Raw genomic sequence first — 15,368 nt, forward strand, 5'->3', positions numbered from 1 at the left:
CGCCTGTCCCCTTCATGGCCGCTGCCAGCCTGCTTGCGCTTCTCGACGACATCGCCACCGTGCTCGACGACGTGGCGGTGCTGACCAAGGTCGCCGCGCGCAAGACGGCTGGCGTGCTGGGCGACGACCTGGCGCTGAATGCCCAGCAGGTGTCCGGCGTGCGGGCCGAGCGCGAGCTGCCCGTGGTCTGGGCCGTGGCCAAGGGTTCCTTGCTCAACAAAGCCATCCTGGTGCCCGCGGCGCTGGTGATCAGTGCCCTGGCGCCCTGGCTGATCACGCCCTTGCTGATGATCGGCGGGGCTTACCTGTGCTTCGAGGGCGCCGAGAAGCTGATCCATCGCCTGTTGCACGGCAGCGCAGAGGACGACCAGGAGCACGCCGAGCTGACCGAGGCCCTGGTGGCAGGCAGTGAACAGCTGGTGGCCTTCGAGAAGGACAAGATCAAGGGCGCGGTGCGCACCGATTTCGTGCTCTCCGCCGAGATCATCGCCATCACGCTGGGCAGCGTCGCCGGCGCGACGCTCACCACCCAGGCGGGCGTGCTGGCGCTGGTGGCGGTGGTGATGACGCTGGGCGTCTATGGCCTGGTGGCCGCGATCGTCAAGCTCGACGATGCCGGGCTGTACCTGAGCCGGCGCGCCGGAGCGGCCTCGCGAGGCCTCGGAGCGCTGCTGCTGGTGTCCGCACCTTGGCTGATGCGCACGCTGGCAGTGCTCGGGACGGCGGCCATGTTCCTCGTCGGCGGCAGCATCCTGGCCCACGGATTGCCAGTACTGCATCAAACCGCAGCGTTGGCTTCGCAGGCCCCGCTGCTGGGATGGGCGCTAGACGGCGCGGTCGGCCTCCTGGCCGGAGCGTTGCTGGTCGCGGTGATGAAGATGGCAGGCGCATGGCGCCGCCGCTTGTCGGATAAACGCTGACAAGGCTTCACGCCAGCCACCGACAGTGCGGATCGAAATCCACCCGCTGTCAACCGCCCACCCGCTGCCTAGAGTTAAGGCCATACACAGGGTGGGATTGCCCGGTGGGCCGAGGATGGAGATTGAAATGGAAATCTGTCTTGAAGCCGCACAGCCGTCGTCAGCGCGACAGTGCTACTCCCTTCGCTTCCAGTCGCTGTTCAACCAGGGACGAGCGATGGAGTTTCCCTGCGATGCGCAAGGTCACGTCGACCTCGATGCCCTGAGCGAACGGGCTCGCGAAAACTACCTCTACGCCCGGGCCGTGATCGGCTTCGAGTTCGCCCAACCCGCGGTCACTCTCTCCTACAACACGCACTGAGTCCCCGCCGGGCGTTCCGCAGGAGGCCCGCTTCCTGGGCGTGCGCGGACCGCCTGTGACGGTCCGGCGGCGCGGGCTCCCGGACGCCGCCGCGGAAGGGGCAAGGGGGCAGACTATCCTGTCGCCATGCGACTGCTCCTGGCCCCGATGGAGGGCCTTCTCGATCACCATCTGCGAGACATCCTGACGCGCGTTGGCGGCATAGACCGCTGCGTCAGCGAGTTCATCCGCGTGACGGACACGCTGCTGCCCGAACGCGTCTTCTTCCGCATCATTCCCGAGTTGGCCCAGGGGGGCTGCACCCGTTCCGGCGTGCCGGTGCGAGGGCAGCTGCTGGGCTCGGATCCGGCATGTCTTGCCGACAATGCCGCGCGGCTGGCGTCGCTGGGGCCGACCGGCGTGGATCTGAACTTCGGCTGCCCGGCCAAGATCGTCAATCGCCATGGCGGCGGTGCCTCGCTGCTGGACGATCCCGAGCTGCTCCATCGCATCATGGCCGCCGTCCGCCGCGCGGTGCCCGCCCACCTGCCGGTCTCCGCCAAGATGCGCCTGGGCACCGAGAGCGCGGCCCAGGCCGAGGATTGCGCCCTCGCGCTGGCGCAGGGCGGGGCCGACGAGATCGTCGTGCACGCCCGCACCCGCCGCGACGGCTACCGTCCGCCCGCCCATTGGGATCGCATAGCGGACTTGCGGGCGGTGGTGAGCGTGCCGCTGGTGGCCAATGGAGAGATCTGGACCATCGAGGACGCGCTGCGCTGCCGCGAGGTGAGCGGATGCACCGACCTGATGCTGGGCCGCGGCATCGTCGCCGACCCCGGCCTGGCGCTCGCACTGCGCGCCGCGGCAGGCGGGCCGCGGCCCGAGGCGTCCACGCTGGATTGGCCCGGGCTGCTGGGCCTGCTGCGCCTGTTCTGGCTGGGCCTGGAGCTCCACATCACGCCGCGCCATCGTGCGGGGCGCCTGAAGCAGTGGCTCAATTTCCTGCGCCGCCGCTACCCCGAGGCCGAGGGGGCCTACCAACGTTGGCGGACGTTGAACGATCCGGTGGCCATGCGCGAGGCGCTGTTCGAGGCGCGCTAGCAATCCTGTTCGCCTGGCGGAGACCGGCAGGCAGGGCATCCGGGAAGGCCCCAGGGCGGCGTGCTCCATCGACGCCTGCCCGGCGGATCTGCGGAGGATGTCCTTGATTTATCGCCTGCCCGGCCGATAGTCCGGCTGCGACGGCCCACCCGACGGGCCCATGGGCCTGGTCCCGAGTCAACCGTGTACCCGCTGCTCACCAATTCGCTGGTCAATGTCATCGTCGGGCTGGCCCTGATCGTGGCCTGGCGCCGCCACCGCGAGCAGGCCTTCCTGCGCGCGCTCGGCGCGGCCACGCTGATGCAGTCCGTCACGCCTGCAGGTTATGTGTGGTGGCACGCCACGTCCGGCTGGTGGCGGCTGATGCCGGGCACGTTGCTGGCGTTGGCGGCGGCGGGCTGCCTGCTGCTGCTGTCGGTCGGCGCGGCCGGATTGGCCGGGCGAACGATCAGCCGCCGGCAGCAAGCCGTCTTCCTGCTGGCCCTGCTGTCCGCCTATGGGGTGCTGGTCCCGTGGAGCCTGCAGGCGGCGCACGTGGTCACTGCCGTCCTGAACCTCGCCGTCGGCCTCCTGGCCGCCCGGTGGCTGTGGCAATTGCCCACTGCCGAACGCCTCAGCGCAGCGCTGCTCGTCCTGCTGGGCATCAACCAGTTCACCTTCATCCTGCTGCCGGAAGGCGGAGCCGAGGCGCAGGCCCGCATAGGCCTGGTGATGCGCGTCGGGCTTGGCCTGGCCTTGCTGTACGCGGCGCTGCGCCGCAGCAGCCAGTCGGCGCAGGCCATGCGCGACCAGTACCTGCGGATGATCGACAAGTCGCCGTTCGGCGTCATCGTGATCCAGGGCGAAAGAGTGCCCTACGCCAACCCGGCGGCGCACCGCATCTACGATCTGCCGCCCGGGCGCAGCTTTCCCCTCCCGTGGCGCAGCCGCCTGCTGGCCGAGGTCGACCGCCAGCGTGCGCTGGAGCGCCACCGGGCCACGCTGTCGGGACGGATAGAACAGTCGATGTGGGAGGGCCAGCGCGAGCGCCACGACGGGCGGCGCATGTTCCTGCGCTTTGCCTCCTGGCGCATCGACTGGGACGGCCAGCCCGCCGAACAGGTGATGGTCATCGACGACACCGAGCACCAGGACGCCACGCAGGCCTTGCTCTACCAGGCTACCCACGATGCGCTGACCGGTTTGCCGAATCGCAGTGCGCTGCTGGGCCGGCTGGGCACGCTCTGCGGCGAACGCTGCCCTTTCGTCCTGCTGCTGATGGACATGGACCGCTTCAAGCTCTTCAACGAGGCGCACGGCCCGTCGGTGGGCGACCAGGTGCTGCAGTCGCTCGCGCTGGCGTTGCGGGGCGCAGCGCCGCCACCGGCAGAGGTCATGCGGCTGGGCGAGGACGAATTCGCCCTGCTGCTGCCTCTTTCGGCCGGCCATGCGGATGCCGGCGTGGCCGCGTGGGCGCTCGCAGGGCAGGTGCGCGAGCGACTGAGCCAGCCGCTGGAGCTGGCCGAGCACAGGTTCTACGTCGACATGTCGATAGGCATGGCGCTGCACCCGGCGTCAGGGCAGGCGCCGGAGGGCCTGCTGCGTGCCGCCCAGGCGGCGATGCACGAGGCCAAGCGGCTACCCGGACTTTCGGTGCGCATGGCACACGAGGGCTTCGAGCGAGGCTCTGGCGCGTCGCTGCAGGCCGAGCAAGCCCTTCGGGCAGGCCTGCACAACGAGGAGTTCGTCCTGGTCTACCAGCCCAAGGTGGCGGCCCTGGACGGCCGGGTGACGGGCTTCGAGGCCCTGGTGCGGTGGCAGCGGCCGGGCGTCGGCCTGGTCAGCCCGGCCGATTTCATCCCGGCGGCGGAACGCACCGGGATGATCGGGGCACTCGGCTCGGTGATCCTGGACAAGGCCTGCGCCCAGATCGCGGCCTGGCTGGCCGAGGGCGAGCCGGTGGTGCCGGTGGCCGTGAACGTTTCGCCGCTGCAGTTGCTGGATCCGGACTTCGCCTCGGTCATCGCCCGTGCCATGGCCTGGCACCGCGTGCCGGCCTGGTCGCTGACGATAGAGATCACCGAGACCGCCGCGGCCACCCAACTGGACACCGCGCGAGAGCGCATCGCCGAGTTCGGCGCCCTGGACCTCAAGGTGGCGCTGGACGACTTCGGCGCCGGCGTGTCCTCTTTGAACATCCTGCGCAGCCTGCCGCTGCACACGGTGAAGATCGACCGCCTGCTGATCGATCCGCTGCCGGCCCCGGATGCGGTGGCGGTGGTGCGGGCGGTGTGCCAGCTGGCGAGGGCCCTCAAGCTGGGCGTCGTGGCCGAGGGCGTGGAGAGCCAGGCCCATGCCGAGGCCGCTTCGGCAGCGGGTTGCGACGAGCTGCAGGGTTACCACTTCAGCCGGCCACTGCCGCCTGCCGAGGCCATGGCATGGCTGCGCCATCGGCAGCCTGTAGAGGCGGGGAGCTAGAGGCGGGGAGCCCGGGGCGCCTCGACCGGGCGCCCCAGCCGGGAGACGTCAGCCCCCCGGGCCGACGACGGCGGCCACGCCGGCACGGGCCACCTGGGCATCCTCGGCCGACTTCACGCCGCTGACGCCGACGGCCCCGATCAGGAAGCCGCCGTCCATGATGGGCACGCCGCCTTCCAGCAGCCCCTCGAGCCCCGGCGCGCTGAGGAATGCCGTGCGCCCCTGGTTGATCATCTCCTCGTACATGCGCGATTCGCGCCGGCCCAGCGCCGACGTGCGGGCCTTGGCGGTGGCCATTTCCGCGCTCATGGTCGGCGCGCCGTCGAGCCGGTACAGGCCGAGCAGGTGGCCGCCGTCGTCCACGACGGCAATGGAGACTGCCCAGTGGTGGGTCCAGGCCAGGGCGCGCGCGGCTTCGAGGATCTTGACGACGTCGACGTGGTCGAGGCAGGGCTTCTGGTGCATGACAGTGCTTGAGTCGGAGGAAGTGGGGGAAGTCCCGGAGTATCGCCAACGCCGGTGGCGTGGCGAGGCAGGCCGGGTGCGGAGCTGAAAACAATCTTCACGGCAGCGCCTTCAGGCGAGGATGAAGCGCCGCAGGGCGGCGAAGGCCGCCTCGGGATCGTCCCGCCAGGCGCCATGGCCGCAGCCGGGATAGACCTGCAGCTCGGCCCGGCCGGCGGGCAGCGCCGCGAAGATGTCCTGGCTGTCGGCCGGCGGGCAGACCGGATCCTGCGCCCCTGCCATCACCAGCACCGGGCAGCGCGCTGCCGCCAGCCCCGGCAGCAGATCCATGCCCTGCATCTCGTGGACGATGAAGTGGCGCAGGATGTCCAACCGGTAAAGGGCCCGCAGGCGCCCGTCGGGGGTGGCCGGCGGGCGGGTGTTGTACAGCGGATGGACTTCGCGCAGGTAGGCCTCGGTGTTCGCCTCGGTGGGCTCGCGCCAGAAGGTCTCGGCCAGCGCCCTTGCCGAAGGGCCGCCCAGGCGCTCGAACACCGGCAGCTTGCGCTCCAGGTTGAAGCCCGCAGAGGTCGAGGACAGGATCACCTTGGCGGGGTGGCCCGGATGTCGGGCCAGGTAGCGCTGGGCCACGAAGCCGCCGAAAGATTGCCCGAGCACGATGGGCTTGACGATGCCGAGCGCGTCGCACAGCCGCACCACGTCGTCGGCCCAGGTGTCCAGCTTCCATTCGGCGGCGGGCCTGGGGTCGCTGCGGCCGTGGGCGCGGTGGTCGTAGGTGATGACCTGCACGATGTCGGCCAGCTGCGAGAAGGCCGGCTTGAATCCGGTGTGGTCGAAGCCCGGACCGCCGTGCAGCAGCAGCAGGGTAGGCTTTTCGCGCATCACGGGACCGTCGGGGACGAGGCCGAAGCCGTCGACATCGACGAACAGGCGAACGTCCGGAGCAATCTCGATGCGCATGGAAGACACCTCCTCGAAACGGCACGACGGCGGTGCCGGCCGGCAGCATAGCCGCCTGGGGGATCAGCCCCGGCGCTTGCGGCCCGCCGGGGCGCTGCTCAAGGTGCCGTGCAGGGCGACGAAGGCCTGGGTCAGCGGGTGGCGGGCATCCATGTGGATCATCGGCAGGGCGCGTTCGTGCGATTCCTTGACCTTCACGCTGGCGCCGAGGTACGGCTGGAGCACCGGCAGGCCCTCGTCGATCAGCTCCTGCACCGTGCGCTGGGGCAGGTTGGCGCGCGCCTGGAACTGGTTCACCACGATGCCGTCGACCTGGAGAGCCGGGTTGTGGTCGGACTGGATCTCCTGCACGTTCTCGAGCAGGGCGTACAGGGCACGGCGCGAGAAGTCGTCGCAGTCGAACGGTATGAGGCAGCCTTCGGCCGCAATCAGGGCGGAGCGGGTGTAGAAGTTCAGCGCGGGTGGCGTGTCGATCCAGATGTCGTCATAGCGGCCGTCCAGCGCAGCCAGCGCGTCGCGCAGCTTGTAGATCTTGTAGCGCGACTCGAGCTTGCCGTGCAGCTCTTCCAGCTCGGGCTGAGAGGGCAGCAGGTCCAGGCCTTCGAAAGGGGTCTCGACGATGTAGTCGTCGGTGGTGCGGGGGCGGACGCTGAACTTCAGCGTCTGGTCGAAGAAATCGGCCGCGCCGGCCTGGAGCTCGTCGGCGCCGGCGCCCAGCAGGTAGCGCGTCGAGTTGCCCTGGGGGTCGAGATCGACCACCAGCGTGCGCCGGCCTTCGCTGGCGCCGATCGCGGCGAGGTTGCAGGTGATCGTCGACTTGCCGACGCCGCCCTTCTGGTTGAAAACGACACGACGCATGCGCAACTCCCGGGCACGATGAAGCGATGCCCGATTGTGCACTGCAGCATCCGGTTTGGCCCGGGCGCCGGCCCGAGCGACGCTGCGCTGCGTCAAAAAGGCTCGGAGCCTCAGTCCTCGGTCGACCGCCAGACCAGCACAGGGATGTCGCTGTGCGCCAGCACGCGCTGCGTCTCGCTGCCGAGCAACAGGCTGGCGAGGCCGCGGCGGCCGTGCGAGGCCATCACGATCAGGTCGCAGTTCAGCCGCCGCGCCGTCTTGCAGATGGCGTCGTGCGGGTGGTCGTTGAGCTCGGCGACCGTGGCGCATTCGACCTTGGCCTCCTCGGCAGTGCGGCGCACGAAGTCGAGGTGGCGCTGGGCATGCACCTGCGCATCCTTCGCGAAGTGGTCGTGCGTCTCGTCGATCGCCGCGGCGCGGTAGCTCAGCAGGTGGAACTCCGGCATCGCATGGATGGCGGTCACCCGCGCCCCGTGCTGGCGAGCCAGCTCTATGCCCTGGAAGACGGCCCGTTCGGAGAAGCGGGAGCCGTCGGTCGGCAAAAGGATGTGCTTGAACATGGCGCACTCCTGAGCATGAGGGGAATCCGATCGTAGGCCTGCGGCCGGCAGGCTTCAAGCGAAAAAAGGCGCCCGGGGTTGCCGGGCGCCAGTCGGAGCAAGCGAGGAAAGCAGCCGTCGATCACCAGGTCTTCAGCGCCTCCCGGACCTCGTCGCGGTACAGCTCGTTCGCGGCGGTGCTGTAGGCGTTGGTGTAGGCGGTGTCGTCCGAGCAGCCCCAGCAGCTCACCGGCGTGTCGGAGATGAGGCGACCGAAGGAGTAGTCGCGGTAGGTCTGCCGGCCCGAGGTGTAGATCGGCAGGCGGATCAGGCCGGTGCCGGAGCGGATGATCACCTTGGTGCCGCAGCCGCCGTTGGCGTCAGGCAGGCAGGTGCCATAGCTGCCGCCCTTGCCCCAGGTGCGCACCAGCGAGCCGAACTGCGCCGCGATCGCCGACTTGCCCTGCTTGGCGGCCTCGTCGTTGATGATGGCCTGCAGCGCGGCGCTCGCGCCGACGGCCGGGTTGGCCGATTCCAGGAACTCGCTGCGGGCGTTGTTCGTGTTGGTCAGCAGCGTGTTGTTCCACACCCCTTCGTAAATGTGGGCCAGGTCGGCGGCGGTGGTGTCGTTGCGGCGGTTCGTCGGGTCGTACTTCTGGGTCTGCAGGTTCCAGTAGGCGCAACCGATGTTGTGGCGCAGCGTCGTGCCCGTCAGGCCGGAGGCCGCGGCGGTGGTGTTGAAGGGCGTGAAGGTGCCGCCGTAGCGCAGCACGGTGCCGCGGGTCGTGCGGTTGTCGGAGATCGACATCATCTGGTCCAGGCCGGTCTCGAAGTTGTAGTTGTTCATCTGGTTGGCCGCGACTTCCTTGGCCGGATCCGGACAGGCGTCCTTGCCGGCGTTCACGTCGTACTGGTAGTAGACGAAGGCGGAGTTCAGCGTGTCGTTGCCGGCCTCGACCTGCTTCATCGAATGCAGCAGGTGCAGCGACTTCAGCGAGCTCGCGGTCTCGGCGCGGCGGCCGCCGTTCAGGTCCACCTTGACGGGGCCGCTCACCTGCTTGAGGTACGACTCGAAGATGCCCTTGGTCGGGTTGCCGTTGGCGTCCAGGAAAGTCTTGCCCAGCAGGTCACGCATGCGGCGCGTCGAGGCGTTGGCGTTGTCGATGAACACCGCGTCGTAGCGGCGGGCGCCGTTGCCGTCGAGGTAGGTGGTGATGTCCACCGGGCGGGAGGCCACCTGCAGGCCGTAGTTGTTCAGGTCGGCCATCGAGGCGAAGCCGTACTGGTACCACCAGGCCGAGGCATCGGCGCCGGTGTTCTTGACCATCACGAAGTTGTAGCTGCCATCGGCCTGGCGCTCGAGCTTGACGATGCGGCCCTGGAACGAGCTCAGCTTGCTGGCGATGGAGGCCGGCGACTGGTTCAGCCACCACTGCCAGGTCTTGGCGTCGGTGCCGGTGTTGGCCACGAAGGCCGCGGTGTATTTCTTGACGCCACCTTCGGTGTAGCTGTCGATGTCGATCATGCGATGGCCGGTGTTGGCGATGTGCGTGCTGATCTGCGACGAGCTCACGCCCATCAGGTAGGTCCACGCACGGGCCGCGGAGCCGGTGTTCGACACCATCACCACCGCGAAGCGGATCTGGCCGCCGCCGGCGTCATAGGGCTCGACCTCGATCAGGCGGCCGTTGTTGGCGTTGACGTAGGAGCTCACTTGCGCAGCCGTCAGGCCGTAGTACCACCACCAGCCCGGCACCGCGTAGGCACCGCTGTTGGGGACCATGCGAACGGAGAAGCGCGGCTCGCCGTTGCTGACCGAGTAGACCTCGAGGTCGGTGAGGCGGGCGCCGTTCTGGTTGAGGTAGGTGCCGATCTGGGCGGCGGTGACGTTGGTGTAGGTCCACCAGCCGGTCGGGACGTTGACCGAATGGTCGTCGGTCGTGGCGTTGGCATCGAGTGCCTCGACGCCCATCATCTCCTGCTGCTGGCCGTCGGCGGCGAGGTCCATCTCGTCGGCATGCGCATGGCCTTGCGCCAGCATCCCGGCGGCGGCGGCGATGGCGGCCAGCATCAGCTTGGGACGGGACGGGGCAGTGAATCGGGTCTTCATGAAAAGTATCTCCAGGTCTCTTGGGTTGGAACAGTCAGGGGCAAGGAATTCGGTTGAAGGGGCCACGTTGTCGTGCCGCCCTACCTAGCAATTCGCACCCGTTCGCCTGGACCGGACAGCGCCTTCCCCCTACGTCTAGGCCCCCCCGATGGGGGAGGCCGGCCTCGAACGCGGTGATGGGCTGGGCCTCATCGCGTGGCTCGTGCCGGACGGCACCTTCAAGGCCATTCACCGCCTGTGCGGCGTGTCGGAAAGCTGACGAGAGAATTCAGAGGACCGCTGCGACCGGCCGCGGTGCCTCGGCTCCCGCGAGCTCGCGGTAGCGCACGCGGGCCTCGCGCTCGACGGCGTCCGCCTCGCCGGCCCGGCCGACGGCGCGCAGCCATTGCGCGCGGATGAGGGCCGCGAGGGGCTGCTCCGGATGGGGCCCGGCGTGGTGCTCCTGCAGCAGGCGTTCGGCGCCGGTCACGAGCGGCCCGGCCCGGTCGGGTTCGCCGGCGGCGAGCCAGGCAATGGCTTCGTTCAACTGGGCTCGGGCGATGCCGATCTGGCCCATGGCGCCGAAGGAGGCACCGGCTTCCCGCCAGATCCGGGCCGAGGCCTGGGCGGCTTCGGCGCCTTCCCGGGGATGGCCCGACGCGGTCAGGGCGGCTGCGCGAAGCATCAAAGATGCGGCGTGCCGGGTGTCCAGCTGGCCGGCGGCGGCCTCCTGCGCTATCACGTCGTCGAGCCAGCGCAGCGCCTCTTCAGGCTTGCCGTTCATCAGCAGGGCCGAGCCCAGCCGGCGAACGAAGCCCCGCCTCACGGACGCCGACAGGGTCGAGTTCGGCTTCTGCGCAATGCGGACCGACTCGCGCGCGGCGGCTTCGGCATCCGGCGCGCGGCCGATGCGGTTGAGCGCCATCACCTCGAACGACAGGTTCAGCGCGGTCTCGCTGTCCTCGGCGCCGTAGACATGGCGCGAGCGCTCGACGTTCTGCGCGAACACCTCGTCGGCGCGGCGGTAGCGGCCGCTGTCGAGGTAGGCCATGCCCAGCGTGCGGCTGGCCTGGACCGACGAGGTGTTGTGGGGGCCGGCCAGGCGATCCAGCTCGGCCACGGCGCGCTCCAGGGAGCGGATGGCCTCGGGGAACAGCCGCATCTGCCACTGGGTGTAGCCCACGTCGGCCCGCAGCGTCGCCCCACCCATGCCTTCGGTGCGCCAGTCCTTCTCGAGCAGCGGCTCGAGTTCCTTCAACGCGGCCCGGGCCTCCTCGTGACGGCCCTCGCTGGCCAGCGAAGTGGCGATGCGCACGCGCGTCAACGCCACTTCGAAGCTGTCCTTCCCGCGACGCGCGACGAGCTCCGGCAGCTCGGCCTGCAGGGCCTGGCGGCCCTCGGCGTAGCGGGTGAGGTCGAGCAGGTTGTCCGCTTCGGACAATCGCAAGGTCATGCGATCGTCGGCGCCGTCGCGGCCCAGCGCCTGCAGGATGGGCCGGGCCCGGGCCAGGGTGGCCAGCGAGGCCTCGTGCTGGCCGAGCGACTTCTGGACTTCGGCCTGGGTCAGCAAGGCGCGGGCGTGCTCGAGGCTTTCCTGGCCGTGGCTTCGGGCCATCGCCTCGCTGCGGGCCTCGGCCAGGGGCAGGGCGCGCTTGCCGTCCCCGAGCTTGAGATACAGGTCGACCAGCACGCCGCTGAGCGCCGCATGCATGTCGGGCTCATTGGTGAGCTTGTCCTGCAGGTCGCGCTCGCCGCGAGCCATCAGGTCTCTGACGGTGAGCTCGCGGCCCTGGGCCCGGGCCGGGTCCGCCTCATTGAACAGGCCGACGAGGAAGTCCTGCACGGCTCGCGTGCGAGCACTCTCGCGGCGGGCGACGGCGGCCTGGTCGAGGGCAACGGCCAGGCCGACCAGCAGGCCGCCGGTCGCCAGCGCCATGCCGGCCACCGGGAGCTTGTGCCGCTGCACGAACTTGGCGCTGCGGTAGGTCCAGCTGCCGGGATGAGCATGCACCGGCCGGTTGCGCAGCCAGCGCTTCAGGTCCTGCTTGAAGGCCTCGGCAGAGGGGTAGCGCTCGGCCGGGCTCTTGCGCAGCGCCATCAGCGCGATGTTGTCCAGGTCGCCGCGCAACTGGCGGCGAAGGACGGCCGGCCGCGAGGCGCGCTGGGCGGCGGCGCTCTCGGAGGTCGTCATGCGCGAAGGCTTGGTCGGCTGGGTGCCGAGGATCGCGTCCTCCAGCGCGCCGCGGGTGTCCCGCGGCAGCCGGTACGGTCGCTGGCCGGTGCACAGCTCGAAGAAGACGACACCGAGCGAATAGACGTCGGACGCCGTGCCTATCGGCTGGTGGGCGATCTGCTCGGGCGAGGCGTAGTCCGGCGTCAACGGGGCATGGGCCCCCTCGGTGCGGGCCGGGGCCGCCGTCGGATCGCCTTCGTCCAGCAGGGTGGCGATGCCGAAGTCGAGCAGGCGCACCTGGCCGTCCAGGGTGACGAAGATGTTCGATGGCTTGAGATCCCGGTGCACCACCAGCCGCGCGTGGGCGTACTGGATCGCCTCCAGCACCTGCAGGAACAGGTCGACCCGGGCGCGCAGGGGCAGCTGGCGCGAATCGCAGTAGGCGGTGATCGGCTGGCCTTCGACGTACTCGAGGGCGAGCCAGGGCTGGCCGTCCTCGGTGATGCCGGCGTCGTAGAGCCGGGCGATGTGCGGGTGCTCCAGGGTGGCGAGGATGTCGCGCTCGCGCTCGAAGCGGTGGGCCAGCGCCGGATCGTGCAGGACGGCGCTGTGTGGCAGCTTCAACGCCACGGCGCGTTGCAGGGTGCCATCCACGCGCTCGGCCAGCCAGACCGTGCCCATGCCGCCCTGGCCGAGTTGCCGCAGCAGGCAATAGGGCCCGACCTGGCGCATGCCGGGCTCGGCATCGGCGATTCGCGCCTCGGCCGCCTGGCCAGCCAGCTGCGGCAGTGCGTCCAGCACGCCGAGCAGGCCGGGTTCAAGGGGGTCGTCGCCGCTGGCCTCGCGCTCGTCTTCTTCGAGCAGGGCCTGCAAGCGCGGGCGCAGGGTGGCATCGACCGGGTCGAGCTCGGCCAGCCAGGCCGCGCGCTGCTCGAAGGGCAGGTCGAGAGCCTCGTCCAGCAACTCGGACAGGCGGGCCAGCTCGGCGCGGGCCAAGGTCATGGGCGCACCTACTGAAGCACGGCCTTGAGCAGCAGCCGTGCCTTCTGCCAGTCGCGTCGGACGGTCCGGTCGGTGACGCCCAGCGCCTGGGCGATGGAGATTTCGTCCAGCCCCGCGAAGCAGCGCATCTCGACGATGCGGGCCAGCCTGTCGTCGACCTGGGCCAGCTCCTCGATCGCGTCGTGGATGCGTACCACGTCGTCGTCTCGCACCGAGACGGACTCGGCGACGTCCGTGTTCAGGGTGACGTGCAGATGGTCGCCGCCGCGGCGCTCGGCGTGGCGTTGGCGCACGAAATCGATGACGACGAAGCGCATGACGCGGGCCGCGTAGGCCAGGAACTGGCCCTGGGTCATGCCGCCCAGGTCGCTCTGGTGCTGGAAGCGCAGGTAGGACTCGTGCACCAGCGCCGTGGTGTCGAGCATCGTGATGTTTTCGCTGCGCCGCAGGCGGGAGCTCGCCAGGCGGCGAAGGTCCTGGTACATCTGCCGGAAAAGTTCGTCGGCCGTGTCCGGCGCCGGGGCTTGCGGGTCCATGGGCGGGCAGTATGCCGTCAATGGACCGGCCCCTCCAATGCGGTCAATCCAGGGTCTGGCGATAGCGCTTGAGCGCGATGGCGCCGGCCGCCAGCAGAAAGGCCAGCATCGGCCACAGCTCGGGCAGCAGCTCCACCGCGCCGTTGCCCTTGAGCAGGATGCCCCGCACGATGCGCAGGAAGTGCGTCAGCGGCAGCACCTCGCCGAGGGCCTGCGCCCATTCCGGCATGCCGCGGAAGGGGAACATGAAGCCCGACAGCAGCATCGACGGCAGGAAGAAGAAGAACGTCATCTGCAGCGCCTGCAGCTGGTTCTTGGCGAGTGTCGAGAAGGTGAAACCGACGCCCAGATTGGCCAGCATGAAGACGCCGATCATGCCGACCAGCAGCAGGAAGCTGCCCTCCATCGGGATCTCGAACAGCAGCGCCGCCGCGCCCAGGATGACGCCGAGCTGGAGGTAGCCGATGACGATGTAGGGCAGGATCTTGCCCAGCATCACCTCGAACGGCCGCACGGGGGTGGCCAGCAGGTTCTCCATCGTCCCGCGCTCCCGTTCGCGCGTCATGGCCAGGCCGGTGAGCATCACCATCGTCATCGTGAGGATGGTGCCGATCAGGCCGGGCACGATGTTGTAGCGCGACAGGCCCTCTGGGTTGTAGCGGCGATGCACGCGCAGATCGATGGGCGGCGCGGCGGGGTTGCGGGCGGCCAGCGGGCCGGTGAGGTCGTGGGCGAGCGCGGTGGGCGCCAGCGAGGCGAGGGCGGCCAGCGCGTTGCTCGCGGCCGAAGGGTCGGTCGCGTCGACGCTCACCCGCAGGTCCGGGCGCTCGCCGCGCACGATCTGGCGGCTGAATCCCGGCGGGATGACGACCACGAACTGCACGTCGCCATGCTCGAGCATCTCGTCCGCTTCGGCTTCGCCTGTCGGCTGGGCGGCGATGCGGAAGTAGCCGGTGTTCTGCAGGCTGGCCGCGAAGCTGCGCGCCAGCGGGCCGGCGTCGGAGCTGACCAGGGCCGTGGGCAGGCCCTTGGGGTCGGTGTTGATGGCATAGCCGAAGAGCACCAGCTGCATGATGGGCACGCCGACCGCCATCGCGAAGGTCGGGCGGTCGCGCAGCATCTCCTGGAACTCCTTGAGGAACACCGCCAGCGTACGGGCCCAGGAGAAGCGCGAGCTCGCTGCCATGGCGTCAGCTCGTGAAGTTGTCTTGCGCCTGGCCGACGAGGCGCACGAACGCGTCCTCCAGGTCGCTCGCACCAGTGGAGGTGACGATCTCCGCCGCCGTCCCCCGCGCCAGCACCTTGCCGTAGGCGATGTAGACCAGCTCGTGGCAGCGCTCGGCCTCGTCCATGTAGTGGGTGGAGACCAGCACGGTGATGCCCTCTTCGGCCAGGCGATGGATCTCGTCCCAGAACTCGCGCCTCGCCTTGGGATCGACGCCGGCGGTGGGCTCGTCCAGCAGCAGCAGCCGAGGCTCATGCAGCAGGCAGGCCGCCAGGGCCAGGCGCTGCTTCCAGCCGCCCGACAGCGCGCCGGCCAGCTGCTCGGCGCGCGAGACCAGGCCCAGCCGCTGCAAGGCCGCATCCACCCGGCCGCGCCGGCCTGGCAGCTCGAACAGGCGGGCGATGAAATCGAGGTTCTGCCGGATCGACAGGTCCTCGTAGAGCCCGAACTTCTGCGTCATGTAGCCGACCTGGCGCTTGATGGCGAGCCCTTCGCGCTGGAGGTCCAGCCCCAGGCAGCGGCCTTCGCCGGCGTCGGGCGTGAGCAGGCCGCACAGCATGCGGATGGTGGTGGTCTTGCCGCTGCCGTTGGGGCCGAGGAAGCCGCAGATGCGACCGGCGGCGATCTGCAGCGAGACATCGTCGACCACGGCGCGCCCGCCGTAGCGCTTGGTCAGTCCGCGGACGTCTATGGCCAGATCCAT

At 69.7% G+C, this 15,368-nt stretch carries 12 protein-coding genes and 1 pseudogene; 4 read left to right on the forward strand and 9 right to left on the reverse strand.

Features of this window, described 5'->3' with window-relative positions; genetic code table 11:
• The first annotated feature begins 14 nt into the window (after positions 1–14).
• The 4 genes from ACS5PM_RS29055 to ACS5PM_RS29070 all read left to right on the forward strand — a co-directional run bounded on the left by ACS5PM_RS29055 (position 15) and on the right by ACS5PM_RS29070 (position 4,818).
• Positions 15–920, forward strand: coding sequence for a DUF808 domain-containing protein (locus ACS5PM_RS29055; RefSeq protein ID WP_439391452.1), 906 nt, complete (start codon positions 15–17; stop codon positions 918–920).
• A 127-nt stretch (positions 921–1,047) separates the two neighbouring features.
• Entirely contained in the window at positions 1,048–1,281 is a 234-nt protein-coding gene (locus ACS5PM_RS29060) for a hypothetical protein (RefSeq protein ID WP_439391453.1), read from the forward strand.
• A 126-nt stretch (positions 1,282–1,407) separates the two neighbouring features.
• Positions 1,408–2,361 carry a tRNA-dihydrouridine synthase gene (locus tag ACS5PM_RS29065; protein WP_439391454.1) on the forward strand — a complete coding sequence of 318 codons (954 nt, stop codon included), beginning with the start codon at positions 1,408–1,410 and terminating at the stop codon, positions 2,359–2,361.
• A 183-nt stretch (positions 2,362–2,544) separates the two neighbouring features.
• Positions 2,545–4,818 (forward strand): putative bifunctional diguanylate cyclase/phosphodiesterase, encoded by a 2,274-nt coding sequence (locus tag ACS5PM_RS29070; RefSeq protein WP_439391456.1) that lies wholly within the window; start codon positions 2,545–2,547, stop codon positions 4,816–4,818.
• A gap of 48 nt (positions 4,819–4,866) precedes the next feature.
• Here ACS5PM_RS29070 and ACS5PM_RS29075 read toward each other — a convergent pair whose 3' ends face one another.
• From ACS5PM_RS29075 to ACS5PM_RS29115, 9 genes and pseudogenes are all read right to left on the reverse strand, one after another.
• Complete coding sequence (locus ACS5PM_RS29075) at positions 4,867–5,283, reverse strand: GlcG/HbpS family heme-binding protein (protein WP_439391458.1); 417 nt, start codon at positions 5,281–5,283, stop codon at positions 4,867–4,869.
• A 111-nt stretch (positions 5,284–5,394) separates the two neighbouring features.
• Positions 5,395–6,243 (reverse strand): alpha/beta fold hydrolase, encoded by an 849-nt coding sequence (locus ACS5PM_RS29080; RefSeq protein WP_439391460.1) that lies wholly within the window; start codon positions 6,241–6,243, stop codon positions 5,395–5,397.
• A gap of 63 nt (positions 6,244–6,306) precedes the next feature.
• Positions 6,307–7,101, reverse strand: coding sequence for a ParA family protein (locus ACS5PM_RS29085; protein ID WP_439391462.1), 795 nt, complete (start codon positions 7,099–7,101; stop codon positions 6,307–6,309).
• Between the two features lie 110 nt (positions 7,102–7,211).
• On the reverse strand, positions 7,212–7,661 hold the full coding sequence (locus tag ACS5PM_RS29090; RefSeq protein WP_439391464.1) for a universal stress protein: 450 nt from the start codon (positions 7,659–7,661) through the stop codon (positions 7,212–7,214).
• A 121-nt stretch (positions 7,662–7,782) separates the two neighbouring features.
• Entirely contained in the window at positions 7,783–9,750 is a 1,968-nt protein-coding gene (locus tag ACS5PM_RS29095) for a serine hydrolase (RefSeq protein ID WP_439391466.1), read from the reverse strand.
• A 268-nt stretch (positions 9,751–10,018) separates the two neighbouring features.
• On the reverse strand, positions 10,019–12,904 hold the full coding sequence (locus ACS5PM_RS29100; protein ID WP_439391467.1) for a serine/threonine-protein kinase: 2,886 nt from the start codon (positions 12,902–12,904) through the stop codon (positions 10,019–10,021).
• Positions 12,905–12,912: 8 nt separating this feature from the next.
• Positions 12,913–13,440 (reverse strand): ECF-type sigma factor, encoded by a 528-nt coding sequence (locus tag ACS5PM_RS29105; protein ID WP_439391469.1) that lies wholly within the window; start codon positions 13,438–13,440, stop codon positions 12,913–12,915.
• Positions 13,441–13,483: 43 nt separating this feature from the next.
• Positions 13,484–14,626 carry an ABC transporter permease gene (locus ACS5PM_RS29110; protein WP_439391470.1) on the reverse strand — a complete coding sequence of 381 codons (1,143 nt, stop codon included), beginning with the start codon at positions 14,624–14,626 and terminating at the stop codon, positions 13,484–13,486.
• Between the two features lie 70 nt (positions 14,627–14,696).
• A pseudogene (locus ACS5PM_RS29115) lies at positions 14,697–15,368 on the reverse strand (ABC transporter ATP-binding protein); the annotation flags it as partial.

The sequence above is a fragment of the Ideonella flava genome (genome assembly GCF_051857595.1).
Classification (GTDB): Bacteria; Pseudomonadota; Gammaproteobacteria; order Burkholderiales; family Burkholderiaceae_C; genus Ideonella.

Excerpts from the sequence above, each read along its gene's own strand:
- ACS5PM_RS29055 (WP_439391452.1), top strand. The coding sequence starts at position 15 with ATGGCCGCTGCCAGCCTGCTTGCGCTTCTCGACGACATCGCCACCGTG.
- ACS5PM_RS29060 (WP_439391453.1), top strand. The coding sequence starts at position 1,048 with ATGGAAATCTGTCTTGAAGCCGCACAGCCGTCGTCAGCGCGACAGTGC.
- ACS5PM_RS29065 (WP_439391454.1), top strand. The coding sequence starts at position 1,408 with ATGCGACTGCTCCTGGCCCCGATGGAGGGCCTTCTCGATCACCATCTG.
- ACS5PM_RS29075 (WP_439391458.1), bottom strand. The coding sequence starts at position 5,283 with ATGCACCAGAAGCCCTGCCTCGACCACGTCGACGTCGTCAAGATCCTC.
- ACS5PM_RS29080 (WP_439391460.1), bottom strand. The coding sequence starts at position 6,243 with ATGCGCATCGAGATTGCTCCGGACGTTCGCCTGTTCGTCGATGTCGAC.
- ACS5PM_RS29085 (WP_439391462.1), bottom strand. The coding sequence starts at position 7,101 with ATGCGTCGTGTCGTTTTCAACCAGAAGGGCGGCGTCGGCAAGTCGACG.
- ACS5PM_RS29090 (WP_439391464.1), bottom strand. The coding sequence starts at position 7,661 with ATGTTCAAGCACATCCTTTTGCCGACCGACGGCTCCCGCTTCTCCGAA.
- ACS5PM_RS29095 (WP_439391466.1), bottom strand. The coding sequence starts at position 9,750 with ATGAAGACCCGATTCACTGCCCCGTCCCGTCCCAAGCTGATGCTGGCC.
- ACS5PM_RS29100 (WP_439391467.1), bottom strand. The coding sequence starts at position 12,904 with ATGACCTTGGCCCGCGCCGAGCTGGCCCGCCTGTCCGAGTTGCTGGAC.
- ACS5PM_RS29105 (WP_439391469.1), bottom strand. The coding sequence starts at position 13,440 with ATGGACCCGCAAGCCCCGGCGCCGGACACGGCCGACGAACTTTTCCGG.
- ACS5PM_RS29110 (WP_439391470.1), bottom strand. The coding sequence starts at position 14,626 with ATGGCAGCGAGCTCGCGCTTCTCCTGGGCCCGTACGCTGGCGGTGTTC.